Source organism: Candidatus Palauibacter sp. (genome assembly GCF_965208055.1).
Lineage (GTDB): Bacteria > Gemmatimonadota > Gemmatimonadetes > Palauibacterales > Palauibacteraceae > Palauibacter.
Genome location: NZ_CBDBNY010000002.1, coordinates 1 through 21563, shown reverse-complemented (window position 1 = coordinate 21563; position 21563 = coordinate 1). Strand labels below are relative to the sequence as shown.

Here is a 21563-nt window from a genome sequence, read left to right as displayed (position 1 = left end):
CGCCGGGCGGGGACCGGAGCAGCTTCGAGGCGCTGCGGCTGAACCGGGGGGTCTCGGATGTCCCGGCGGCCGTTCTGGGTCCAGGTCGGGGACTGGTTGGCGGTGGAGTGTGACGACCTCCCGGACCGGACCCGGCCGCTTGTCGTTGGTGTGGATCTCGGGGGATCTGCCGCCATGTCGGCCGGGGCCGCGTGTTTTGCGTCGGGCCGGGTGGAGGCGGTCGGGATGTTCGGCGGCTTCCCGGATCTCCGGGAGCGGGGCGTTCGGGATGGCGTGGGGGACCGATACCGCCACTTCCTCGATGACGGGGATCTGGTCGTCGTGGAGGGGGTGCGGGTTCCAGGCGCGCACCGGCTTCTCCACGAGGTGCAGGCCCGCTGGGGGATGCCGGACGTGATCTGCGCGGACCGTTACAGAAAGGGCGAGCTGCAGGACGCCCTTGACCGGCTGGGTTGGCGGTGCGAGGTGCGCTGGCGCGGCATGGGCTACCGTGACGGCTCGGAGGATGTGCGTGACTTCCGTGCGGCCGTCCTGTCGGGGCGGGTGTCGGTTGCGCGGTCCCGGTTGCTGCGGTCGTGCGTCGGGGAGGCGAGGGTCACGACTAACCCGAGCGGGGATTCGAAGCTCGCCATTCGGGCGGGGGCCGGGCGGAGATTCCGGGCCCGTGACGATGCGGCGGCCGCTGCGGTTCTGGCTATCGCCGAACGCGAGCGGATGCGTCGTCGTGAGCATGTGGAGGTGGAGTCGTGGGGCTGGGCCATCGCGTAGGTGGGGCGGCCTGGCGGCGACTACGCCGGCGGCGTCTGGATCTGGATGGATGGCGTTGTACTCGGTGCGGGAAGGGGGGCAGGATGGAGGTGCATCACGTGGTGCCACTCCACCGGGGCGGTCGGCTGATCTGTCTGATATCCGACCTGCGATCGCTCTGCCGGACGTGTCACATCGCCATCCATCGCCGGCGCGATGTGGAAGGTGCTGACGACTGGCGGCGGCTTCTGGCGGGGTTGTAAGATGGGGCCGTCGCGTCGTCGTCTCTCTTGACACGCCGCATCATGTTCCCTTCGGCGGCGGCGCGGCAGACAGAGGGAGAAACGCGGCACACAACGGGAGAAATGTAGAGTGGACAAGCGGCTGCACAAGATCGAGCTGGAGCGCTCGGAGCTCCTCGAGAAGCTCCTGGATCTCCCGGATGACGAGTCGCCGGACGAGCTGAAGGCGGCGATTCGCGCTGTCGAGCAGCGTCGGCGCGCCGCGCTGCGCGAGATCGAGGCGGACGACGGCGCCGACGACGACGACGGCAGCGCCACTGCGCGCCACCGTCTGGTGTCCCGTGCGCGGGTCTCGGACGTGGTTGGCGCGGCTCTGCGGGGCGGCGGCACGGTCGGCGGCGCAACCCGCGAGCTGCAGCAGGACGTCGGTCTGGACGTGGATTCCATCCCGCTGGAGCTGCTGCGAGGCGAGCAGCACAGGACGGCCGGCCAGTCCTCGGCGCCGACGAATGTTCCTCGGACCGGCCCGGCCACGATCCCCGCCGTCTTCCCTGCCTCGGTGACGGCGTGGCTGGGTATCCCGATGCCGACGGTCCCGGCCGGAGAGGCCATCTACCGGGTGATGTCCACGAGCGCGACGGCCGCGAAGGTCGCGGGCGGGGCGGAGGCCAGTTCCTCGGCGGCCGCCTACTCCACGACCACGATGAAGCCCGGGCGGATTCACGCTCGGCTCCACTTCCGGCGCGAAGACGCCTTGACGCTGGCCTCGCTGGAAGCGGACCTTCGGCGCAACCTTTCTTCGGCCGTGATGTCCCGGCTCGATGCGCAGGTGATCGCCGGAGCATCCTCGGAAGGGCTGCTGACCGGAGCCCTGACTTCGGCCACCGCTGACAGCGGCGGGCAGTTCACCTTTGATGACGCCGTGGGTGCGGCCACCGGCGCGCTGGATGGTCTCTACGCGGACGTTCCGGGCCAGTTGCGTATGCTGGTCGGGGTGGAAACCGGGCGCCGGCTACTGACCCTCTGGCGCGCCAACGAAACGGACATGACGACCTGGGCTTTCCTCTCGGGTCTCCTCGGTGGGCTGCGCTCCTCCTCGCATGTTCCGGCGACCGCCACGAGCGGCGGCCGCGCCAAGACACAGGATCTCCTGATCCGGCGAGGGATGCGGATGGATGCGGTCTGTCCCGTCTGGCAGGGCGTCTCGATCTTGAGGGATCCGTATAGCGCCGCTGATGAGGGAGAAGTCGCAGTTCACTGCACCGCCTTCTACGCCTTCAAGGTGCTGCGGTCGGCCGGATTCGTCCCCGGAAACCTGCAAGTCAACGCGTAATGCGTCTGGTCGTGCCAGGGGCGCGACTGCGCGCCGACGATGACCGGCTGCGGCTCTCGGGCGTGGTCCTGCCTTACGGGACCGAAGCCCGGATTCCCGGCGGCCGCGAGCGGATCATGGCGGGCGCCTTCGGGGATGTCTCGGCGCTCGATGTCGTCCTCAACGTCCATCACGACCGGGGGCGGCCGCTGGCTCGGACGGGGGGCGGCGGGCTCCGGTTCTCGGACTCCGATGTGTCTCTCGACCTCGAGGCGACCCTGCCGGAGACCCGGGAGGCGGAGGACGTGGTTCGTCTGGTCCGCGCCGGAGTCCTGCGTGGGCTGTCGGTCGAGTTCATGCCGACCCGCGAGGAGCGGGTGCGCGACGTTCTGGAGGTCCTCGAGGCGCGGCTCCTGGGCGTCGGGGTGGTGGATCGTCCCGCCTACCCGGCGGCCACGGTCTCGGCGCGGCGGCGGCTCCTGTGGCTCTGACGGCCGCGACCCTCGGGGCCCGGATCGGTGAGCCCACGGACCGGGCAGGGGAGCTCCTGCTGGTCGTCTCGGATCTGGTGGCCGCCCGGCTGGGCGTCACGGCGGCTGATCTCGACGGGGACGACCCGCCGGCGCCGTCCTCGATCCTCGACGAGGCCCGGATCCGGGCGGCGGGCTGGCTCGCCGAGCGGGGGCAGCGTCCGGCCGTGGGCGGGGCCATGAGCGTCCAGGTCGGAGACGTCGAGGTCAGATACGCGGCCGGGATGACCGGGTGCCTCCGTCACTCCGGAGCGGAGTCGCTGCTGTCGGACTGGATCCCGCGAGGCATCGCCACCGTGGGGGACGACTGATGGTCCCTGACGGCGTTTTTGCGGCCAGTGGCGCGGGGGAGTGGTCGTTCGCGGCGATCCTCGAGGGGTCCTGATGAGCTTCTGGTCCCGGATCTGGCCCCGCCAGGTCGAGCAGCGGGGCGTCGGCGATGAGGCGATCGAGGAGCTGCTGCGGCGCAAGACGAGCGACGAGGATGCGGATGCGGCGGCGGCCGCGACGGTCGAGGCGGCCACCGGGCTCTACGCGCGAGGCCTGCTCCTCGGGGAGTGGGACCCGGCGCGGCTCCGTCTTCCGTCTTCCGATGTCCTCTCGACCATCGCGCGAGACCTGGTGCTCCACGGTGAGTCCCTGTGGCTGATCGGCGGGGGCGGGTCCGCGCTGCTCCCGGTCACCGGCGCGACCGTGACGGGCGGTCCGGACCCCGCCTCGTGGCTCTACGATCTGGACCTCCCGGCCCCGACCCGGACGGCGCGGCGGGTGCGGGTCCAGGCTGACCGCGTGTTCCATCCGCGCTGGCACGTGGACCGGGAGACGCCGTGGGTGGGGCGCTCGCCGCTCACGGCGGCCGCGAGCACGTCCCGGCTGCTCGCCCGGCTGGAACGCTCTCTGGGGGACGAGTCGGGCACGGCGACCGGCCAGGTGGTCCCGATCCCGAAGGGTCCAGAGGGGCAGAATCTCACCGCCATGACCGAGGGGCTCGCCGCTCTGCGGGGTCGGCTGTCGCTGATCGAGACGACGAGCGCCGGGTGGGGCGACGGGCGAAGCGCGGCTCCACAGGGCGACTGGATGCCTCGGCGTCTCGGACCCGCGTGGGACTCGCCCCTCGAGGAAACCCGGATGAGGGCCGCGCTGGAGGTCATGGCGGCGCTGGGCGTCCCGCCCGGCCTGCTTCTCGGTGAGGCGAGCACGGGGCAGAGGGAGGCGCTGAGGACGTGGTATCACACCGGGCTCCTGCCGATGGCGCGAGTGGTGGAGGCGGAGGTCGAGGCGAAGTTGGGGACCACCTCGAGGCTGCGGTTCCCGCGTCTCGGCGCGGCGGACGTGACCGGCAAGGCCAGGGCCCTGGGCTCGCTGGTGACGGCTGGCGTCCCGCTCGATGAGGCGCGCCAGGTCGTCGGGCTGTGATCCTGAAGCACGCGGCCATGACGGCGCGGGCGGCGGCGATCGCAAGCGGGGCGGCCGTCGAGGTCCAGGTCGACGGGGTCGCCGACTACGCGATCTGGGTCCGGGAGCAGGGCCTTTCCAACCTCGGGGAGGTCGGGATCGACTCCGCCCACGGGGGGACCGCGACCCTCTGGAACACCGCGGTAGGGCCGGGGTCCCGGTTGGTGGTCGCGGGCCGGGCCTACCGGGTGCGCGAGGTCGAGGGGATGGTGGGGCCGGACGGCCTGCGCTACACGGCGACGGCGGAGTGCTTCGGGCCGGTCAGCTAAGCCAGGCGCTCCGGTGTTCCGGTTCCGATTGATCCCGCTGGGCGAGCGGATTGCCCAACACCCGATTGGTGAGCGCGGCCGTCCCGCGATTCAGGCTGGGGGTGTCCCGCGTGAACTCCACCGGCAGCTCCTCGGCGAACAGGTCCCGGAAGATCCCGGCGTAGAGGTCGTGGACGGGGCTCTCCGCCACCGGCTCGCCGAACGTCACGTAGGTCTCGGCGCGCTGGGCGCGGTTGAGGTTGGCGCTGGGTAGGTGGGTGATCAACATGTCGGGCCCGGCCACGACGACGATCTTGGCGTGACCATTCCATACCCGCAGATTCTCGACCCCGACGACGGCGGCGACCCGGTGAAAGATGGGCTTGGCTCCTCGCCGTAGGTCCGTCCGGTCAAGACCATGAACGCTGCGGTCCAGGACGAGGCGGAGTCGGCCGATGAGTCCGGCGCGGCGGAGGATCACCAGGTGCTCGGCGTCGGCCGGGCCGACCCGCCAGGTGGTGATGCTGACGTTCGCCGGCGTCCCGGTCTTCGCGAGCATGGCCCGGATAGCCTCGGTGGTGCTCCACCGGCCGTCGGTGCAGCCCGTGAGAATCTGACCGGGGCGGATGTCGCCCACGGCGGCGGTTGCGTCGGTCTGGGACCGGCCTTTGAGCGTGACGTTGTAGGCGCGAGCGGGTAGAGTCAGGCGCATGGCTCAGGACGATATCGCGCAGTTGACCCGGCGGCTCGGCGGGGTGCTGAAGGAAGAGCAGCGCGCGCGGAAACGCGCGGCGCGTGGGGCAGCCAGGACCCTCGGGCGGGAAAACAAGATGGTGCTGGGAGGCAAGGGGCCGATCCGCGTAGAGATGACGACGAACCCCAACATCGATGTGTTCCTGGCGGGCTTTCAGAAGGAGGTTCTGCGCGGCGCGATGACGGAATTCCTGGCGGACGCCAAGCGGCGGGCGCAATCGAAGGTAACGCGGAAGTCCGGCAAACTGCGGCGCGCAATCCGGCGGCGGGTCTTCTCGGCGCGGGGCGCGGCGGGGCGGCGCTGGCTGCGGCGCGCTGGGTTGCCGCAGATCGAGAAGGGCGTGGTCGGGGTGCTCCACGCGCCGGGTAGGGTGCAGCGCTACTCGAGGAAAGAAGCGAAGCGGACCGGGTTCATCCGGGACGCCGGGCGGGTGTCGGTCCTCGAGAAGGCGGTTGCGCGCCGGATGGATGTCTGGCTGCGGCTGACGCTGGGGAAGTGGCGACCGTGAGCCGCTAGTCCTCTTCCGGTTCCGATTGCTCCTCGGATTCGCCCATGGCGTCGAGAGCGGCGGCGAACCCGACTTCGACCCCGGCCGCGACCTCGGTCCGGACCACGCGGGCCAGCAGTGCGCCGATGGGCTCCTCCTCGTCCTCCTTCGTCGGGAAGACGCAGGCGTTCTCGATCGTCTCCATGAGTTCGGCCGAAGTCCCGTCCCTGTCGAGCGCGTCGTTGTAGTCAAACTGGACCGTGATGGTGCGGCCCGCCAACGATGTGGCGACAGCCGTTACCTGGAGGTCGGCGTCGGCCTTGAAGGCGAGGACCTTATTCTCCGGCAGCATCCTGCACCAACTGGTAGAAGTCGAGGGCCTCTCGGAGCGCCCGTACGGTCTCGTGGTGGAAGGTCTTGAGGTCCTTGTCTGCCTCGATGTGCTGCAGGATCTTCCTGGCGCGGTCCGGGTCGATCTCGATGCGGGTTACTCCGTTGTTCTCGTCGGCTTCGATGACAGGCATGGTCGGATACTGGCGGGGGCGCAGGCTAACGGTCGTGGCTTTCGGCATGGGCGGATTCTAGGCGATCCAGTTCGGCGAGTTCGGGGTCGTCCCGCAGGTGGTCTGGCGGCGGCTGGATGCGGTCGGCGAGGAGGTTAGACGGCTTCCGGTTCCGTATTCCGATGTGTGCGCGGCGAGCGGCTGCAGCGTCCTGTCGGATGAGCGCCGTCACCTTCGCGGCGACCGAACCAGACCCGGCCCGTAGGCGTCGGATCTCGTCCTCGGTGAGGGTGAGGGTTATTCGGATGTGGGGCAGGTCGGCTCGGGCGCGCGGAGCGGGGGCGCGACCGGCGACGGGTCCGGAGGACCGGGGGCGCGTTCACGCTTGAGGGAAACGCTCAATGAAGGCCGGCCGCGCCGTGTCTCGCTGGTGCGGGGGGTGAGAACCGGCGCGCTACCGCTGGGCTGGGCGGCTTGAACGGGCCGCTACCGGCTCTCGGTGGTGTTACACTCGAACGGCAAAAGCCGTGTGGTAACGGCGAGGAGGAACACCGAATGGTTGATGATACCACCGCCGGGCGGAAGCCCAACGATGATCGGAAGACAGTCGGGGCGGAACCGGCTGTCTCACTTCCGGGAGAGTGTAACGCAACGCAACGCGTTGCCATAGACGAGGAGGGCTCGGATGCGCCCCCGGATGCGCCCCCGGATGCGCCGTTGCCGACCCGGCCACGGCAGGGCGAGCAGGACGACGAGCGGAAGAAGGCGCACCGGCGGCTCTCCACCATCGTCGACGCCACGGTCCAGGACCTCCGCTGGAAGTTCCGGCGGGTCCTCCCGGAGGACGTGCTCGAGGCTCGCCCGCCGGGTGAGGGCTGGCAGGGCTTCGAGCGGAACGTCGAGGACGAGTTCGCAGGCCTGGTGCGGCTCCACGCGGAGGCGCTGTCATCGGGGAAGAAGGGTCGGACCCCGGCCGTCTCGGCCATCGCCGTCCGGCAACTGATCCTCGGGGCGGGGCTCGCCGCCACCGTCAACCCGGCGCTCGAGTGGGCCTGCTCGATCATCCCGTCTCCACCGGAGAAGGACGCCGTGCAGGTCATCCTCGACGAGTGCGCGAGGTTCTGGTCGTTCGAGCAGGGCCCGGTCTCCCGCTGGGTCCTGCCCGCCGTCCTGGTCGGAGTCCTCGACAGGATCCGCCGTCCCGGCCGCCTCCAGAAGACCATGCCGGTCCTCTGCGGACCCGCAGATAGCGGGAAGTCGACCTTCCTCGCACATCTCCTCCCGTCGAGGTTGCGGGGCAGGTTCAACCCCAACATCCCGCTGGCGTTCGGCGATGACTCGGATTTCGCCGTCTCGATGCTGGGGCAGATCCTCGGCGAAGTCTCGGAGATGACCGGGATGCGCAAGGCGGAGGTCGAGCAGGTCAAGGCGCGGCTGGGTCGGGGTTCGGACAGAATTCGACGGAAATATGGGCGAGACTTCGTGACGCTCCCGCGATCCTGCCGGCTGGTCGGGAGCACGAATAGGAACAACGCTTTCCTCTCGAATGATTCGGCTCTCCGGAGCAGGTTCATCGTGATGCACGTGCGGCCGGCGCGAGCGCGGCCGAACGTCCGGGAGGTCCTCGAGGAAACCGGCGTCCGGGAGCGCCTCTGGGGAGCGGCGATGGCGCTGGCGTTCGCGGGGTTCGACTGCGATCAGGTCCCGTTCGAGCTGCTGGCCCGCGCACGGGAAAGCACGTCCCGGTTTGTGCGCCGGCCCGACGTGCTGGATGAGGCCGTGGGCGAGCTCGACCGGGATGAGGCATACACGATGCGCGACGTTCTGCGGCTCGGGGATCTGCCCCTCGGCAAGGACCGGGCCATGGCCCCGGTGCTCCGGCGGCACGGCTGGGAGTCGGTGCCTCGCCGTGTGGAGGGCCGGGTGGTCCGGCGCTGGGTGTGGCGGCCGTGACGGCTGTAACGGCTGTAACGGCTGATGTAACGGCTGTAACGGCTGATGTAACGGCTGTAACGGCTGGCAAATGCGCGCTATGCCATGAAGTTAGGCGCGGTGTAACGGCTGTAACGGCTAGAACTGCACCCTTTACCCTACGCGCGGGCGCGGGCGCATGTGTGCACGCGCTGCTGCAAGGAGTGCAGCCAGCCGTTACAGCCGTTACAGCCGTTACACGTGACGTCATTCGTCCCACCGCCGGGGTCGTGACCCCGCCGAGGAGGGGGCGGCGGCCGCGGCGGCGATGGCAGCAGTGCTTCGGCGGCACGGCAGAAACGAGGAACCGGATGCCGGGTTCTAGGTGGCTGGGACGGCTGGGACGGCTGGGACGGCTGATTCCTTCCCTTGCAGCAGCGCGCCTGCACACGCGCACGTGTGCGCGCGCGCTACACAAAGGGAAGGGATTTGCTGTCCCAGGTGTCCCAGCCGTCCCAAACGGCCGGGTGTGACGGCATTCGTCCCTCCGCCGGGGGTCGGGACCCTGCCGACGAATCCCGCCCCGCCCGGTTCATCGCGTGACCCTCGCAAAAAAAACGAGTCCGGCTCTCCGGTGCCGGGTAGCCTGTGGCGATGACTCCTCGATCGGACCTTGGCGATGCGCTCGTGTCGTTCCTCGGGGCGCTGCGCGTCCCGGAGGGCGAGGCGGCGGGCGAGCGGCTGGAGGTCCTCGACTGGCAGCGGGAGTTCGTCGAGGCGGCGTTCTCGCCGGGCGTGATCTCCGGCGCCTTGAGCGTTGGGCGCGGCTGTGGGAAGACCGTGCTCCTCGCCGGGCTGGGCGCCGCGGTGCTCGCCGGTCCTCTCGCCGGCCACCGCCGCCAGTGCGTGATCGTCTCGGCGACCCTCGAGCAGGGCCGGATCGTCTTCGATCATCTGCGCGAGCTGGTGGCGAAGGGCATCGCACTCGGCGCCCTGACCGTGCGGAAGACGGCGGCGAGTCCTGCGGTCGTCCACGAGGAGTCGGGCTCCTCGGTGGTGGTCCGGACGTGCTCGGGCCGCTCGCTCCACGGTCTGGCCCCGACCCTCATTTTGTGCGACGAGCCAGCCCAATGGCGCGCATCGCAGCGTGACGCCGTGCGGTCCGCGCTCGCCACGTCTCTCGGGAAGATCGCGGGCGCCCGGATGCTGACGGTGGGGACCAGGAGCTCGGACTCGGCCCACTGGTTCGAGCGCGAGCTGACGGATGGGCCCGGCCACGTCGGCCGGGTGTGGAGCGCACCGGATCATCTGGAGCTCGACGACCCGCGGGCGTGGGAGGCGGCGAACCCAAGCCTCCGGTCTCCGAGGTTCCGATCCCTGCGGAAGGTGCTGGAGATCGAGGCGGCCCGTGCTCTGGCGCCGGGCGGGGACCGGAGCAGCTTCGAGGCGCTGCGGCTGAACCGGGGGGTCTCGGATGTCCCGGCGGCCGTTCTGGTCCAGGTCGGGGACTGGTTGGCGGTGGAGTGTGACGACCTCCCGGACCGGACCCGGCCGCTTGTCGTTGGTGTGGATCTCGGGGGATCTGCCGCCATGTCGGCCGGGGCCGCGTGTTTTGCGTCGGGCCGGGTGGAGGCGGTCGGGATGTTCGGCGGCTTCCCGGATCTCCGGGAGCGGGGCGTTCGGGATGGCGTGGGGGACCGATACCGCCACTTCCTCGATGACGGGGATCTGGTCGTCGTGGAGGGGGTGCGGGTTCCAGGCGCGCACCGGCTTCTCCACGAGGTGCAGGCCCGCTGGGGGATGCCGGACGTGATCTGCGCGGACCGTTACAGAAAGGGCGAGCTGCAGGACGCCCTTGACCGGCTGGGTTGGCGGTGCGAGGTGCGCTGGCGCGGCATGGGCTACCGTGACGGCTCGGAGGATGTGCGTGACTTCCGTGCGGCCGTCCTGTCGGGGCGGGTGTCGGTTGCGCGGTCCCGGTTGCTGCGGTCGTGCGTCGGGGAGGCGAGGGTCACGACTAACCCGAGCGGGGATTCGAAGCTCGCCATTCGGGCGGGGGCCGGGCGGAGATTCCGGGCCCGTGACGATGCGGCGGCCGCTGCGGTTCTGGCTATCGCCGAACGCGAGCGGATGCGTCGTCGTGAGCATGTGGAGGTGGAGTCGTGGGGCTGGGCCATCGCGTAGGTGGGGCGGCCTGGCGGCGACTACGCCGGCGGCGTCTGGATCTGGATGGATGGCGTTGTACTCGGTGCGGGAAGGGGGGCAGGATGGAGGTGCATCACGTGGTGCCACTCCACCGGGGCGGTCGGCTGATCTGTCTGATATCCGACCTGCGATCGCTCTGCCGGACGTGTCACATCGCCATCCATCGCCGGCGCGATGTGGAAGGTGCTGACGACTGGCGGCGGCTTCTGGCGGGGTTGTAAGATGGGGCCGTCGCGTCGTCGTCTCTCTTGACACGCCGCATCATGTTCCCTTCGGCGGCGGCGCGGCAGACAGAGGGAGAAACGCGGCACACAACGGGAGAAATGTAGAGTGGACAAGCGGCTGCACAAGATCGAGCTGGAGCGCTCGGAGCTCCTCGAGAAGCTCCTGGATCTCCCGGATGACGAGTCGCCGGACGAGCTGAAGGCGGCGATTCGCGCTGTCGAGCAGCGTCGGCGCGCCGCGCTGCGCGAGATCGAGGCGGACGACGGCGCCGACGACGACGACGGCAGCGCCACTGCGCGCCACCGTCTGGTGTCCCGTGCGCGGGTCTCGGACGTGGTTGGCGCGGCTCTGCGGGGCGGCGGCACGGTCGGCGGCGCAACCCGCGAGCTGCAGCAGGACGTCGGTCTGGACGTGGATTCCATCCCGCTGGAGCTGCTGCGAGGCGAGCAGCACAGGACGGCCGGCCAGTCCTCGGCGCCGACGAATGTTCCTCGGACCGGCCCGGCCACGATCCCCGCCGTCTTCCCTGCCTCGGTGACGGCGTGGCTGGGTATCCCGATGCCGACGGTCCCGGCCGGAGAGGCCATCTACCGGGTGATGTCCACGAGCGCGACGGCCGCGAAGGTCGCGGGCGGGGCGGAGGCCAGTTCCTCGGCGGCCGCCTACTCCACGACCACGATGAAGCCCGGGCGGATTCACGCTCGGCTCCACTTCCGGCGCGAAGACGCCTTGACGCTGGCCTCGCTGGAAGCGGACCTTCGGCGCAACCTTTCTTCGGCCGTGATGTCCCGGCTCGATGCGCAGGTGATCGCCGGAGCATCCTCGGAAGGGCTGCTGACCGGAGCCCTGACTTCGGCCACCGCTGACAGCGGCGGGCAGTTCACCTTTGATGACGCCGTGGGTGCGGCCACCGGCGCGCTGGATGGTCTCTACGCGGACGTTCCGGGCCAGTTGCGTATGCTGGTCGGGGTGGAAACCGGGCGCCGGCTACTGACCCTCTGGCGCGCCAACGAAACGGACATGACGACCTGGGCTTTCCTCTCGGGTCTCCTCGGTGGGCTGCGCTCCTCCTCGCATGTTCCGGCGACCGCCACGAGCGGCGGCCGCGCCAAGACACAGGATCTCCTGATCCGGCGAGGGATGCGGATGGATGCGGTCTGTCCCGTCTGGCAGGGCGTCTCGATCTTGAGGGATCCGTATAGCGCCGCTGATGAGGGAGAAGTCGCAGTTCACTGCACCGCCTTCTACGCCTTCAAGGTGCTGCGGTCGGCCGGATTCGTCCCCGGAAACCTGCAAGTCAACGCGTAATGCGTCTGGTCGTGCCAGGGGCGCGACTGCGCGCCGACGATGACCGGCTGCGGCTCTCGGGCGTGGTCCTGCCTTACGGGACCGAAGCCCGGATTCCCGGCGGCCGCGAGCGGATCATGGCGGGCGCCTTCGGGGATGTCTCGGCGCTCGATGTCGTCCTCAACGTCCATCACGACCGGGGGCGGCCGCTGGCTCGGACGGGGGGCGGCGGGCTCCGGTTCTCGGACTCCGATGTGTCTCTCGACCTCGAGGCGACCCTGCCGGAGACCCGGGAGGCGGAGGACGTGGTTCGTCTGGTCCGCGCCGGAGTCCTGCGTGGGCTGTCGGTCGAGTTCATGCCGACCCGCGAGGAGCGGGTGCGCGACGTTCTGGAGGTCCTCGAGGCGCGGCTCCTGGGCGTCGGGGTGGTGGATCGTCCCGCCTACCCGGCGGCCACGGTCTCGGCGCGGCGGCGGCTCCTGTGGCTCTGACGGCCGCGACCCTCGGGGCCCGGATCGGTGAGCCCACGGACCGGGCAGGGGAGCTCCTGCTGGTCGTCTCGGATCTGGTGGCCGCCCGGCTGGGCGTCACGGCGGCTGATCTCGACGGGGACGACCCGCCGGCGCCGTCCTCGATCCTCGACGAGGCCCGGATCCGGGCGGCGGGCTGGCTCGCCGAGCGGGGGCAGCGTCCGGCCGTGGGCGGGGCCATGAGCGTCCAGGTCGGAGACGTCGAGGTCAGATACGCGGCCGGGATGACCGGGTGCCTCCGTCACTCCGGAGCGGAGTCGCTGCTGTCGGACTGGATCCCGCGAGGCATCGCCACCGTGGGGGACGACTGATGGTCCCTGACGGCGTTTTTGCGGCCAGTGGCGCGGGGGAGTGGTCGTTCGCGGCGATCCTCGAGGGGTCCTGATGAGCTTCTGGTCCCGGATCTGGCCCCGCCAGGTCGAGCAGCGGGGCGTCGGCGATGAGGCGATCGAGGAGCTGCTGCGGCGCAAGACGAGCGACGAGGATGCGGATGCGGCGGCGGCCGCGACGGTCGAGGCGGCCACCGGGCTCTACGCGCGAGGCCTGCTCCTCGGGGAGTGGGACCCGGCGCGGCTCCGTCTTCCGTCTTCCGATGTCCTCTCGACCATCGCGCGAGACCTGGTGCTCCACGGTGAGTCCCTGTGGCTGATCGGCGGGGGCGGGTCCGCGCTGCTCCCGGTCACCGGCGCGACCGTGACGGGCGGTCCGGACCCCGCCTCGTGGCTCTACGATCTGGACCTCCCGGCCCCGACCCGGACGGCGCGGCGGGTGCGGGTCCAGGCTGACCGCGTGTTCCATCCGCGCTGGCACGTGGACCGGGAGACGCCGTGGGTGGGGCGCTCGCCGCTCACGGCGGCCGCGAGCACGTCCCGGCTGCTCGCCCGGCTGGAACGCTCTCTGGGGGACGAGTCGGGCACGGCGACCGGCCAGGTGGTCCCGATCCCGAAGGGTCCAGAGGGGCAGAATCTCACCGCCATGACCGAGGGGCTCGCCGCTCTGCGGGGTCGGCTGTCGCTGATCGAGACGACGAGCGCCGGGTGGGGCGACGGGCGAAGCGCGGCTCCACAGGGCGACTGGATGCCTCGGCGTCTCGGACCCGCGTGGGACTCGCCCCTCGAGGAAACCCGGATGAGGGCCGCGCTGGAGGTCATGGCGGCGCTGGGCGTCCCGCCCGGCCTGCTTCTCGGTGAGGCGAGCACGGGGCAGAGGGAGGCGCTGAGGACGTGGTATCACACCGGGCTCCTGCCGATGGCGCGAGTGGTGGAGGCGGAGGTCGAGGCGAAGTTGGGGACCACCTCGAGGCTGCGGTTCCCGCGTCTCGGCGCGGCGGACGTGACCGGCAAGGCCAGGGCCCTGGGCTCGCTGGTGACGGCTGGCGTCCCGCTCGATGAGGCGCGCCAGGTCGTCGGGCTGTGATCCTGAAGCACGCGGCCATGACGGCGCGGGCGGCGGCGATCGCAAGCGGGGCGGCCGTCGAGGTCCAGGTCGACGGGGTCGCCGACTACGCGATCTGGGTCCGGGAGCAGGGCCTTTCCAACCTCGGGGAGGTCGGGATCGACTCCGCCCACGGGGGGACCGCGACCCTCTGGAACACCGCGGTAGGGCCGGGGTCCCGGTTGGTGGTCGCGGGCCGGGCCTACCGGGTGCGCGAGGTCGAGGGGATGGTGGGGCCGGACGGCCTGCGCTACACGGCGACGGCGGAGTGCTTCGGGCCGGTCAGCTAAGCCAGGCGCTCCGGTGTTCCGGTTCCGATTGATCCCGCTGGGCGAGCGGATTGCCCAACACCCGATTGGTGAGCGCGGCCGTCCCGCGATTCAGGCTGGGGGTGTCCCGCGTGAACTCCACCGGCAGCTCCTCGGCGAACAGGTCCCGGAAGATCCCGGCGTAGAGGTCGTGGACGGGGCTCTCCGCCACCGGCTCGCCGAACGTCACGTAGGTCTCGGCGCGCTGGGCGCGGTTGAGGTTGGCGCTGGGTAGGTGGGTGATCAACATGTCGGGCCCGGCCACGACGACGATCTTGGCGTGACCATTCCATACCCGCAGATTCTCGACCCCGACGACGGCGGCGACCCGGTGAAAGATGGGCTTGGCTCCTCGCCGTAGGTCCGTCCGGTCAAGACCATGAACGCTGCGGTCCAGGACGAGGCGGAGTCGGCCGATGAGTCCGGCGCGGCGGAGGATCACCAGGTGCTCGGCGTCGGCCGGGCCGACCCGCCAGGTGGTGATGCTGACGTTCGCCGGCGTCCCGGTCTTCGCGAGCATGGCCCGGATAGCCTCGGTGGTGCTCCACCGGCCGTCGGTGCAGCCCGTGAGAATCTGACCGGGGCGGATGTCGCCCACGGCGGCGGTTGCGTCGGTCTGGGACCGGCCTTTGAGCGTGACGTTGTAGGCGCGAGCGGGTAGAGTCAGGCGCATGGCTCAGGACGATATCGCGCAGTTGACCCGGCGGCTCGGCGGGGTGCTGAAGGAAGAGCAGCGCGCGCGGAAACGCGCGGCGCGTGGGGCAGCCAGGACCCTCGGGCGGGAAAACAAGATGGTGCTGGGAGGCAAGGGGCCGATCCGCGTAGAGATGACGACGAACCCCAACATCGATGTGTTCCTGGCGGGCTTTCAGAAGGAGGTTCTGCGCGGCGCGATGACGGAATTCCTGGCGGACGCCAAGCGGCGGGCGCAATCGAAGGTAACGCGGAAGTCCGGCAAACTGCGGCGCGCAATCCGGCGGCGGGTCTTCTCGGCGCGGGGCGCGGCGGGGCGGCGCTGGCTGCGGCGCGCTGGGTTGCCGCAGATCGAGAAGGGCGTGGTCGGGGTGCTCCACGCGCCGGGTAGGGTGCAGCGCTACTCGAGGAAAGAAGCGAAGCGGACCGGGTTCATCCGGGACGCCGGGCGGGTGTCGGTCCTCGAGAAGGCGGTTGCGCGCCGGATGGATGTCTGGCTGCGGCTGACGCTGGGGAAGTGGCGACCGTGAGCCGCTAGTCCTCTTCCGGTTCCGATTGCTCCTCGGATTCGCCCATGGCGTCGAGAGCGGCGGCGAACCCGACTTCGACCCCGGCCGCGACCTCGGTCCGGACCACGCGGGCCAGCAGTGCGCCGATGGGCTCCTCCTCGTCCTCCTTCGTCGGGAAGACGCAGGCGTTCTCGATCGTCTCCATGAGTTCGGCCGAAGTCCCGTCCCTGTCGAGCGCGTCGTTGTAGTCAAACTGGACCGTGATGGTGCGGCCCGCCAACGATGTGGCGACAGCCGTTACCTGGAGGTCGGCGTCGGCCTTGAAGGCGAGGACCTTATTCTCCGGCAGCATCCTGCACCAACTGGTAGAAGTCGAGGGCCTCTCGGAGCGCCCGTACGGTCTCGTGGTGGAAGGTCTTGAGGTCCTTGTCTGCCTCGATGTGCTGCAGGATCTTCCTGGCGCGGTCCGGGTCGATCTCGATGCGGGTTACTCCGTTGTTCTCGTCGGCTTCGATGACAGGCATGGTCGGATACTGGCGGGGGCGCAGGCTAACGGTCGTGGCTTTCGGCATGGGCGGATTCTAGGCGATCCAGTTCGGCGAGTTCGGGGTCGTCCCGCAGGTGGTCTGGCGGCGGCTGGATGCGGTCGGCGAGGAGGTTAGACGGCTTCCGGTTCCGTATTCCGATGTGTGCGCGGCGAGCGGCTGCAGCGTCCTGTCGGATGAGCGCCGTCACCTTCGCGGCGACCGAACCAGACCCGGCCCGTAGGCGTCGGATCTCGTCCTCGGTGAGGGTGAGGGTTATTCGGATGTGGGGCAGGTCGGCTCGGGCGCGCGGAGCGGGGGCGCGACCGGCGACGGGTCCGGAGGACCGGGGGCGCGTTCACGCTTGAGGGAAACGCTCAATGAAGGCCGGCCGCGCCGTGTCTCGCTGGTGCGGGGGGTGAGAACCGGCGCGCTACCGCTGGGCTGGGCGGCTTGAACGGGCCGCTACCGGCTCTCGGTGGTGTTACACTCGAACGGCAAAAGCCGTGTGGTAACGGCGAGGAGGAACACCGAATGGTTGATGATACCACCGCCGGGCGGAAGCCCAACGATGATCGGAAGACAGTCGGGGCGGAACCGGCTGTCTCACTTCCGGGAGAGTGTAACGCAACGCAACGCGTTGCCATAGACGAGGAGGGCTCGGATGCGCCCCCGGATGCGCCCCCGGATGCGCCGTTGCCGACCCGGCCACGGCAGGGCGAGCAGGACGACGAGCGGAAGAAGGCGCACCGGCGGCTCTCCACCATCGTCGACGCCACGGTCCAGGACCTCCGCTGGAAGTTCCGGCGGGTCCTCCCGGAGGACGTGCTCGAGGCTCGCCCGCCGGGTGAGGGCTGGCAGGGCTTCGAGCGGAACGTCGAGGACGAGTTCGCAGGCCTGGTGCGGCTCCACGCGGAGGCGCTGTCATCGGGGAAGAAGGGTCGGACCCCGGCCGTCTCGGCCATCGCCGTCCGGCAACTGATCCTCGGGGCGGGGCTCGCCGCCACCGTCAACCCGGCGCTCGAGTGGGCCTGCTCGATCATCCCGTCTCCACCGGAGAAGGACGCCGTGCAGGTCATCCTCGACGAGTGCGCGAGGTTCTGGTCGTTCGAGCAGGGCCCGGTCTCCCGCTGGGTCCTGCCCGCCGTCCTGGTCGGAGTCCTCGACAGGATCCGCCGTCCCGGCCGCCTCCAGAAGACCATGCCGGTCCTCTGCGGACCCGCAGATAGCGGGAAGTCGACCTTCCTCGCACATCTCCTCCCGTCGAGGTTGCGGGGCAGGTTCAACCCCAACATCCCGCTGGCGTTCGGCGATGACTCGGATTTCGCCGTCTCGATGCTGGGGCAGATCCTCGGCGAAGTCTCGGAGATGACCGGGATGCGCAAGGCGGAGGTCGAGCAGGTCAAGGCGCGGCTGGGTCGGGGTTCGGACAGAATTCGACGGAAATATGGGCGAGACTTCGTGACGCTCCCGCGATCCTGCCGGCTGGTCGGGAGCACGAATAGGAACAACGCTTTCCTCTCGAATGATTCGGCTCTCCGGAGCAGGTTCATCGTGATGCACGTGCGGCCGGCGCGAGCGCGGCCGAACGTCCGGGAGGTCCTCGAGGAAACCGGCGTCCGGGAGCGCCTCTGGGGAGCGGCGATGGCGCTGGCGTTCGCGGGGTTCGACTGCGATCAGGTCCCGTTCGAGCTGCTGGCCCGCGCACGGGAAAGCACGTCCCGGTTTGTGCGCCGGCCCGACGTGCTGGATGAGGCCGTGGGCGAGCTCGACCGGGATGAGGCATACACGATGCGCGACGTTCTGCGGCTCGGGGATCTGCCCCTCGGCAAGGACCGGGCCATGGCCCCGGTGCTCCGGCGGCACGGCTGGGAGTCGGTGCCTCGCCGTGTGGAGGGCCGGGTGGTCCGGCGCTGGGTGTGGCGGCCGTGACGGCTGTAACGGCTGTAACGGCTGATGTAACGGCTGTAACGGCTGATGTAACGGCTGTAACGGCTGGCAAATGCGCGCTATGCCATGAAGTTAGGCGCGGTGTAACGGCTGTAACGGCTAGAACTGCACCCTTTACCCTACGCGCGGGCGCGGGCGCATGTGTGCACGCGCTGCTGCAAGGAGTGCAGCCAGCCGTTACAGCCGTTACAGCCGTTACACGTGACGTCATTCGTCCCACCGCCGGGGTCGTGACCCCGCCGAGGAGGGGGCGGCGGCCGCGGCGGCGATGGCAGCAGTGCTTCGGCGGCACGGCAGAAACGAGGAACCGGATGCCGGGTTCTAGGTGGCTGGGACGGCTGGGACGGCTGGGACGGCTGATTCCTTCCCTTGCAGCAGCGCGCCTGCACACGCGCACGTGTGCGCGCGCGCTACACAAAGGGAAGGGATTTGCTGTCCCAGGTGTCCCAGCCGTCCCAAACGGCCGGGTGTGACGGCATTCGTCCCTCCGCCGGGGGTCGGGACCCTGCCGACGAATCCCGCCCCGCCCGGTTCATCGCGTGACCCTCGCAAAAAAAACGAGTCCGGCTCTCCGGTGCCGGGTAGCCTGTGGCGATGACTCCTCGATCGGACCTTGGCGATGCGCTCGTGTCGTTCCTCGGGGCGCTGCGCGTCCCGGAGGGCGAGGCGGCGGGCGAGCGGCTGGAGGTCCTCGACTGGCAGCGGGAGTTCGTCGAGGCGGCGTTCTCGCCGGGCGTGATCTCCGGCGCCTTGAGCGTTGGGCGCGGCTGTGGGAAGACCGTGCTCCTCGCCGGGCTGGGCGCCGCGGTGCTCGCCGGTCCTCTCGCCGGCCACCGCCGCCAGTGCGTGATCGTCTCGGCGACCCTCGAGCAGGGCCGGATCGTCTTCGATCATCTGCGCGAGCTGGTGGCGAAGGGCATCGCACTCGGCGCCCTGACCGTGCGGAAGACGGCGGCGAGTCCTGCGGTCGTCCACGAGGAGTCGGGCTCCTCGGTGGTGGTCCGGACGTGCTCGGGCCGCTCGCTCCACGGTCTGGCCCCGACCCTCATTTTGTGCGACGAGCCAGCCCAATGGCGCGCATCGCAGCGTGACGCCGTGCGGTCCGCGCTCGCCACGTCTCTCGGGAAGATCGCGGGCGCCCGGATGCTGACGGTGGGGACCAGGAGCTCGGACTCGGCCCACTGGTTCGAGCGCGAGCTGACGGATGGGCCCGGCCACGTCGGCCGGGTGTGGAGCGCACCGGATCATCTGGAGCTCGACGACCCGCGGGCGTGGGAGGCGGCGAACCCAAGCCTCCGGTCTCCGAGGTTCCGATCCCTGCGGAAGGTGCTGGAGATCGAGGCGGCCCGTGCTCTGGCGCCGGGCGGGGACCGGAGCAGCTTCGAGGCGCTGCGGCTGAACCGGGGGGTCTCGGATGTCCCGGCGGCCGTTCTGGTCCAGGTCGGGGACTGGTTGGCGGTGGAGTGTGACGACCTCCCGGACCGGACCCGGCCGCTTGTCGTTGGTGTGGATCTCGGGGGATCTGCCGCCATGTCGGCCGGGGCCGCGTGTTTTGCGTCGGGCCGGGTGGAGGCGGTCGGGATGTTCGGCGGCTTCCCGGATCTCCGGGAGCGGGGCGTTCGGGATGGCGTGGGGGACCGATACCGCCACTTCCTCGATGACGGGGATCTGGTCGTCGTGGAGGGGGTGCGGGTTCCAGGCGCGCACCGGCTTCTCCACGAGGTGCAGGCCCGCTGGGGGATGCCGGACGTGATCTGCGCGGACCGTTACAGAAAGGGCGAGCTGCAGGACGCCCTTGACCGGCTGGGTTGGCGGTGCGAGGTGCGCTGGCGCGGCATGGGCTACCGTGACGGCTCGGAGGATGTGCGTGACTTCCGTGCGGCCGTCCTGTCGGGGCGGGTGTCGGTTGCGCGGTCCCGGTTGCTGCGGTCGTGCGTCGGGGAGGCGAGGGTCACGACTAACCCGAGCGGGGATTCGAAGCTCGCCATTCGGGCGGGGGCCGGGCGGAGATTCCGGGCCCGTGACGATGCGGCGGCCGCTGCGGTTCTGGCTATCGCCGAACGCGAGCGGATGCGTCGTCGTGAGCATGTGGAGGTGGAGTCGTGGGGCTGGGCCATCGCGTAGGTGGGGCGGCCTGGCGGCGACTACGCCGGCGGCGTCTGGATCTGGATGGATGGCGTTGTACTCGGTGCGGGAAGGGGGGCAGGATGGAGGTGCATCACGTGGTGCCACTCCACCGGGGCGGTCGGCTGATCTGTCTGATATCCGACCTGCGATCGCTCTGCCGGACGTGTCACATCGCCATCCATCGCCGGCGCGATGTGGAAGGTGCTGACGACTGGCGGCGGCTTCTGGCGGGGTTGTAAGATGGGGCCGTCGCGTCGTCGTCTCTCTTGACACGCCGCATCATGTTCCCTTCGGCGGCGGCGCGGCAGACAGAGGGAGAAACGCGGCACACAACGGGAGAAATGTAGAGTGGACAAGCGGCTGCACAAGATCGAGCTGGAGCGCTCGGAGCTCCTCGAGAAGCTCCTGGATCTCCCGGATGACGAGTCGCCGGACGAGCTGAAGGCGGCGATTCGCGCTGTCGAGCAGCGTCGGCGCGCCGCGCTGCGCGAGATCGAGGCGGACGACGGCGCCGACGACGACGACGGCAGCGCCACTGCGCGCCACCGTCTGGTGTCCCGTGCGCGGGTCTCGGACGTGGTTGGCGCGGCTCTGCGGGGCGGCGGCACGGTCGGCGGCGCAACCCGCGAGCTGCAGCAGGACGTCGGTCTGGACGTGGATTCCATCCCGCTGGAGCTGCTGCGAGGCGAGCAGCACAGGACGGCCGGCCAGTCCTCGGCGCCGACGAATGTTCCTCGGACCGGCCCGGCCACGATCCCCGCCGTCTTCCCTGCCTCGGTGACGGCGTGGCTGGGTATCCCGATGCCGACGGTCCCGGCCGGAGAGGCCATCTACCGGGTGATGTCCACGAGCGCGACGGCCGCGAAGGTCGCGGGCGGGGCGGAGGCCAGTTCCTCGGCGGCCGCCTACTCCACGACCACGATGAAGCCCGGGCGGATTCACGCTCGGCTCCACTTCCGGCGCGAAGACGCCTTGACGCTGGCCTCGCTGGAAGCGGACCTTCGGCGCAACCTTTCTTCGGCCGTGATGTCCCGGCTCGATGCGCAGGTGATCGCCGGAGCATCCTCGGAAGGGCTGCTGACCGGAGCCCTGACTTCGGCCACCGCTGACAGCGGCGGGCAGTTCACCTTTGATGACGCCGTGGGTGCGGCCACCGGCGCGCTGGATGGTCTCTACGCGGACGTTCCGGGCCAGTTGCGTATGCTGGTCGGGGTGGAAACCGGGCGCCGGCTACTGACCCTCTGGCGCGCCAACGAAACGGACATGACGACCTGGGCTTTCCTCTCGGGTCTCCTCGGTGGGCTGCGCTCCTCCTCGCATGTTCCGGCGACCGCCACGAGCGGCGGCCGCGCCAAGACACAGGATCTCCTGATCCGGCGAGGGATGCGGATGGATGCGGTCTGTCCCGTCTGGCAGGGCGTCTCGATCTTGAGGGATCCGTATAGCGCCGCTGATGAGGGAGAAGTCGCAGTTCACTGCACCGCCTTCTACGCCTTCAAGGTGCTGCGGTCGGCCGGATTCGTCCCCGGAAACCTGCAAGTCAACGCGTAATGCGTCTGGTCGTGCCAGGGGCGCGACTGCG

Annotated in this window: 27 protein-coding genes; 21 read left to right on the top strand and 6 right to left on the bottom strand. The window is 70.1% G+C overall.

Features of this window, described 5'->3' with window-relative positions; translation table 11 throughout:
- Nucleotides 1–174 precede the first annotated feature (174 nt).
- The 7 genes from ACOGXI_RS00250 (at nucleotide 175) to ACOGXI_RS00220 (ending at nucleotide 4555) form a co-directional block, all read left to right on the top strand.
- The gene (locus tag ACOGXI_RS00250) at nucleotides 175–768 is read left to right on the top strand and encodes a hypothetical protein (protein WP_419936911.1); all 594 of its coding nucleotides are present in this window, start codon (nucleotides 175–177) and stop codon (nucleotides 766–768) included.
- Nucleotides 747–1010, top strand: coding sequence for an HNH endonuclease signature motif containing protein (locus ACOGXI_RS00245; RefSeq protein WP_419936900.1), 264 nt, complete (start codon nucleotides 747–749; stop codon nucleotides 1008–1010). The genes ACOGXI_RS00250 and ACOGXI_RS00245 overlap by 22 nt, the downstream gene beginning before the upstream one ends.
- A gap of 109 nt (nucleotides 1011–1119) precedes the next feature.
- The gene (locus ACOGXI_RS00240; RefSeq protein ID WP_419936899.1) at nucleotides 1120–2322 is read left to right on the top strand and encodes a hypothetical protein; all 1203 of its coding nucleotides are present in this window, start codon (nucleotides 1120–1122) and stop codon (nucleotides 2320–2322) included.
- Between the two features lie 11 nt (nucleotides 2323–2333).
- Nucleotides 2334–2792 carry an HK97 family phage prohead protease gene (locus ACOGXI_RS00235; RefSeq protein WP_419936910.1) on the top strand — a complete coding sequence of 153 codons (459 nt, stop codon included), beginning with the start codon at nucleotides 2334–2336 and terminating at the stop codon, nucleotides 2790–2792.
- Nucleotides 2783–3142 carry a hypothetical protein gene (locus ACOGXI_RS00230; protein WP_419936909.1) on the top strand — a complete coding sequence of 120 codons (360 nt, stop codon included), beginning with the start codon at nucleotides 2783–2785 and terminating at the stop codon, nucleotides 3140–3142. The genes ACOGXI_RS00235 and ACOGXI_RS00230 overlap by 10 nt, the downstream gene beginning before the upstream one ends.
- Nucleotides 3143–3215: 73 nt before the next feature.
- Entirely contained in the window at nucleotides 3216–4247 is a 1032-nt protein-coding gene (locus ACOGXI_RS00225) for a phage portal protein (protein ID WP_419936908.1), read from the top strand.
- Nucleotides 4244–4555 (top strand): hypothetical protein, encoded by a 312-nt coding sequence (locus ACOGXI_RS00220; protein ID WP_419936907.1) that lies wholly within the window; start codon nucleotides 4244–4246, stop codon nucleotides 4553–4555. Before ACOGXI_RS00225 ends, ACOGXI_RS00220 begins: the two co-directional genes overlap by 4 nt.
- On the opposite strand, the gene ACOGXI_RS00215 is transcribed toward ACOGXI_RS00220, so the two are convergent.
- On the bottom strand, nucleotides 4548–5171 hold the full coding sequence (locus ACOGXI_RS00215) for a hypothetical protein (protein WP_419936906.1): 624 nt from the start codon (nucleotides 5169–5171) through the stop codon (nucleotides 4548–4550). The two genes, ACOGXI_RS00220 and ACOGXI_RS00215, sit on opposite strands and share 8 nt — an antisense overlap.
- 73 nt (nucleotides 5172–5244) lie before the next feature.
- On the opposite strand from ACOGXI_RS00215, the gene ACOGXI_RS00210 reads away from it, so the two are divergent.
- Nucleotides 5245–5796 carry a hypothetical protein gene (locus ACOGXI_RS00210; RefSeq protein WP_419936905.1) on the top strand — a complete coding sequence of 184 codons (552 nt, stop codon included), beginning with the start codon at nucleotides 5245–5247 and terminating at the stop codon, nucleotides 5794–5796.
- Between the two features lie 4 nt (nucleotides 5797–5800).
- Here ACOGXI_RS00210 and ACOGXI_RS00205 read toward each other — a convergent pair whose 3' ends face one another.
- Nucleotides 5801–6127, bottom strand: coding sequence for a hypothetical protein (locus ACOGXI_RS00205; protein WP_419936904.1), 327 nt, complete (start codon nucleotides 6125–6127; stop codon nucleotides 5801–5803).
- On the bottom strand, nucleotides 6111–6347 hold the full coding sequence (locus ACOGXI_RS00200; RefSeq protein ID WP_419936903.1) for a hypothetical protein: 237 nt from the start codon (nucleotides 6345–6347) through the stop codon (nucleotides 6111–6113). The genes ACOGXI_RS00205 and ACOGXI_RS00200 overlap by 17 nt, the downstream gene beginning before the upstream one ends.
- Nucleotides 6348–6995: 648 nt before the next feature.
- Between ACOGXI_RS00200 and ACOGXI_RS00195 the strand changes: the two genes are divergently transcribed.
- The 8 genes from ACOGXI_RS00195 to ACOGXI_RS00160 all read left to right on the top strand — a co-directional run bounded on the left by ACOGXI_RS00195 (nucleotide 6996) and on the right by ACOGXI_RS00160 (nucleotide 14160).
- Complete coding sequence (locus ACOGXI_RS00195) at nucleotides 6996–8231, top strand: VapE domain-containing protein (protein ID WP_419936902.1); 1236 nt, start codon at nucleotides 6996–6998, stop codon at nucleotides 8229–8231.
- Between the two features lie 612 nt (nucleotides 8232–8843).
- Complete coding sequence (locus ACOGXI_RS00190) at nucleotides 8844–10373, top strand: hypothetical protein (RefSeq protein WP_419936901.1); 1530 nt, start codon at nucleotides 8844–8846, stop codon at nucleotides 10371–10373.
- Complete coding sequence (locus ACOGXI_RS00185; protein ID WP_419936900.1) at nucleotides 10352–10615, top strand: HNH endonuclease signature motif containing protein; 264 nt, start codon at nucleotides 10352–10354, stop codon at nucleotides 10613–10615. Before ACOGXI_RS00190 ends, ACOGXI_RS00185 begins: the two co-directional genes overlap by 22 nt.
- A 109-nt stretch (nucleotides 10616–10724) precedes the next feature.
- Complete coding sequence (locus ACOGXI_RS00180; protein WP_419936899.1) at nucleotides 10725–11927, top strand: hypothetical protein; 1203 nt, start codon at nucleotides 10725–10727, stop codon at nucleotides 11925–11927.
- Nucleotides 11928–11938: 11 nt separating this feature from the next.
- Complete coding sequence (locus ACOGXI_RS00175) at nucleotides 11939–12397, top strand: HK97 family phage prohead protease (RefSeq protein WP_419936910.1); 459 nt, start codon at nucleotides 11939–11941, stop codon at nucleotides 12395–12397.
- On the top strand, nucleotides 12388–12747 hold the full coding sequence (locus ACOGXI_RS00170; RefSeq protein ID WP_419936909.1) for a hypothetical protein: 360 nt from the start codon (nucleotides 12388–12390) through the stop codon (nucleotides 12745–12747). Before ACOGXI_RS00175 ends, ACOGXI_RS00170 begins: the two co-directional genes overlap by 10 nt.
- A 73-nt stretch (nucleotides 12748–12820) precedes the next feature.
- Entirely contained in the window at nucleotides 12821–13852 is a 1032-nt protein-coding gene (locus ACOGXI_RS00165) for a phage portal protein (protein WP_419936908.1), read from the top strand.
- The gene (locus tag ACOGXI_RS00160) at nucleotides 13849–14160 is read left to right on the top strand and encodes a hypothetical protein (RefSeq protein ID WP_419936907.1); all 312 of its coding nucleotides are present in this window, start codon (nucleotides 13849–13851) and stop codon (nucleotides 14158–14160) included. Before ACOGXI_RS00165 ends, ACOGXI_RS00160 begins: the two co-directional genes overlap by 4 nt.
- On the opposite strand, the gene ACOGXI_RS00155 is transcribed toward ACOGXI_RS00160, so the two are convergent.
- A complete protein-coding gene (locus tag ACOGXI_RS00155; protein ID WP_419936906.1) occupies nucleotides 14153–14776 on the bottom strand; it encodes a hypothetical protein in 624 nt (207 codons plus the stop codon). The genes ACOGXI_RS00160 and ACOGXI_RS00155 overlap by 8 nt on opposite strands.
- A 73-nt stretch (nucleotides 14777–14849) precedes the next feature.
- On the opposite strand from ACOGXI_RS00155, the gene ACOGXI_RS00150 reads away from it, so the two are divergent.
- On the top strand, nucleotides 14850–15401 hold the full coding sequence (locus ACOGXI_RS00150) for a hypothetical protein (RefSeq protein WP_419936905.1): 552 nt from the start codon (nucleotides 14850–14852) through the stop codon (nucleotides 15399–15401).
- Between the two features lie 4 nt (nucleotides 15402–15405).
- On the opposite strand, the gene ACOGXI_RS00145 is transcribed toward ACOGXI_RS00150, so the two are convergent.
- Both ACOGXI_RS00145 and ACOGXI_RS00140 read right to left on the bottom strand, forming a co-directional pair.
- On the bottom strand, nucleotides 15406–15732 hold the full coding sequence (locus tag ACOGXI_RS00145; RefSeq protein WP_419936904.1) for a hypothetical protein: 327 nt from the start codon (nucleotides 15730–15732) through the stop codon (nucleotides 15406–15408).
- Nucleotides 15716–15952: a hypothetical protein gene (locus tag ACOGXI_RS00140; RefSeq protein ID WP_419936903.1), complete on the bottom strand. Its 237-nt coding sequence runs from the start codon at nucleotides 15950–15952 to the stop codon at nucleotides 15716–15718. Before ACOGXI_RS00140 ends, ACOGXI_RS00145 begins: the two co-directional genes overlap by 17 nt.
- A 648-nt stretch (nucleotides 15953–16600) precedes the next feature.
- Between ACOGXI_RS00140 and ACOGXI_RS00135 the strand changes: the two genes are divergently transcribed.
- From ACOGXI_RS00135 to ACOGXI_RS00120, 4 genes are all read left to right on the top strand, one after another.
- Nucleotides 16601–17836, top strand: coding sequence for a VapE domain-containing protein (locus ACOGXI_RS00135; protein ID WP_419936902.1), 1236 nt, complete (start codon nucleotides 16601–16603; stop codon nucleotides 17834–17836).
- Between the two features lie 612 nt (nucleotides 17837–18448).
- On the top strand, nucleotides 18449–19978 hold the full coding sequence (locus tag ACOGXI_RS00130) for a hypothetical protein (protein WP_419936901.1): 1530 nt from the start codon (nucleotides 18449–18451) through the stop codon (nucleotides 19976–19978).
- Entirely contained in the window at nucleotides 19957–20220 is a 264-nt protein-coding gene (locus ACOGXI_RS00125; RefSeq protein WP_419936900.1) for an HNH endonuclease signature motif containing protein, read from the top strand. Before ACOGXI_RS00130 ends, ACOGXI_RS00125 begins: the two co-directional genes overlap by 22 nt.
- A gap of 109 nt (nucleotides 20221–20329) precedes the next feature.
- Entirely contained in the window at nucleotides 20330–21532 is a 1203-nt protein-coding gene (locus tag ACOGXI_RS00120) for a hypothetical protein (protein WP_419936899.1), read from the top strand.
- The last annotated feature ends 31 nt before the right edge of the window (nucleotides 21533–21563 follow it).

What these genes read in the sequence shown, in the direction of transcription:
- ACOGXI_RS00205 (WP_419936904.1), bottom strand. Translation starts at nt 6,127, where the DNA reads ATGCTGCCGGAGAATAAGGTCCTCGCCTTCAAGGCCGACGCCGACCTC.
- ACOGXI_RS00145 (WP_419936904.1), bottom strand. Translation starts at nt 15,732, where the DNA reads ATGCTGCCGGAGAATAAGGTCCTCGCCTTCAAGGCCGACGCCGACCTC.
- ACOGXI_RS00210 (WP_419936905.1), top strand. Translation starts at nt 5,245, where the DNA reads ATGGCTCAGGACGATATCGCGCAGTTGACCCGGCGGCTCGGCGGGGTG.
- ACOGXI_RS00130 (WP_419936901.1), top strand. Translation starts at nt 18,449, where the DNA reads ATGACTCCTCGATCGGACCTTGGCGATGCGCTCGTGTCGTTCCTCGGG.
- ACOGXI_RS00150 (WP_419936905.1), top strand. Translation starts at nt 14,850, where the DNA reads ATGGCTCAGGACGATATCGCGCAGTTGACCCGGCGGCTCGGCGGGGTG.
- ACOGXI_RS00225 (WP_419936908.1), top strand. Translation starts at nt 3,216, where the DNA reads ATGAGCTTCTGGTCCCGGATCTGGCCCCGCCAGGTCGAGCAGCGGGGC.
- ACOGXI_RS00140 (WP_419936903.1), bottom strand. Translation starts at nt 15,952, where the DNA reads ATGCCGAAAGCCACGACCGTTAGCCTGCGCCCCCGCCAGTATCCGACC.
- ACOGXI_RS00190 (WP_419936901.1), top strand. Translation starts at nt 8,844, where the DNA reads ATGACTCCTCGATCGGACCTTGGCGATGCGCTCGTGTCGTTCCTCGGG.
- ACOGXI_RS00200 (WP_419936903.1), bottom strand. Translation starts at nt 6,347, where the DNA reads ATGCCGAAAGCCACGACCGTTAGCCTGCGCCCCCGCCAGTATCCGACC.
- ACOGXI_RS00165 (WP_419936908.1), top strand. Translation starts at nt 12,821, where the DNA reads ATGAGCTTCTGGTCCCGGATCTGGCCCCGCCAGGTCGAGCAGCGGGGC.
- ACOGXI_RS00250 (WP_419936911.1), top strand. Translation starts at nt 175, where the DNA reads ATGTCGGCCGGGGCCGCGTGTTTTGCGTCGGGCCGGGTGGAGGCGGTC.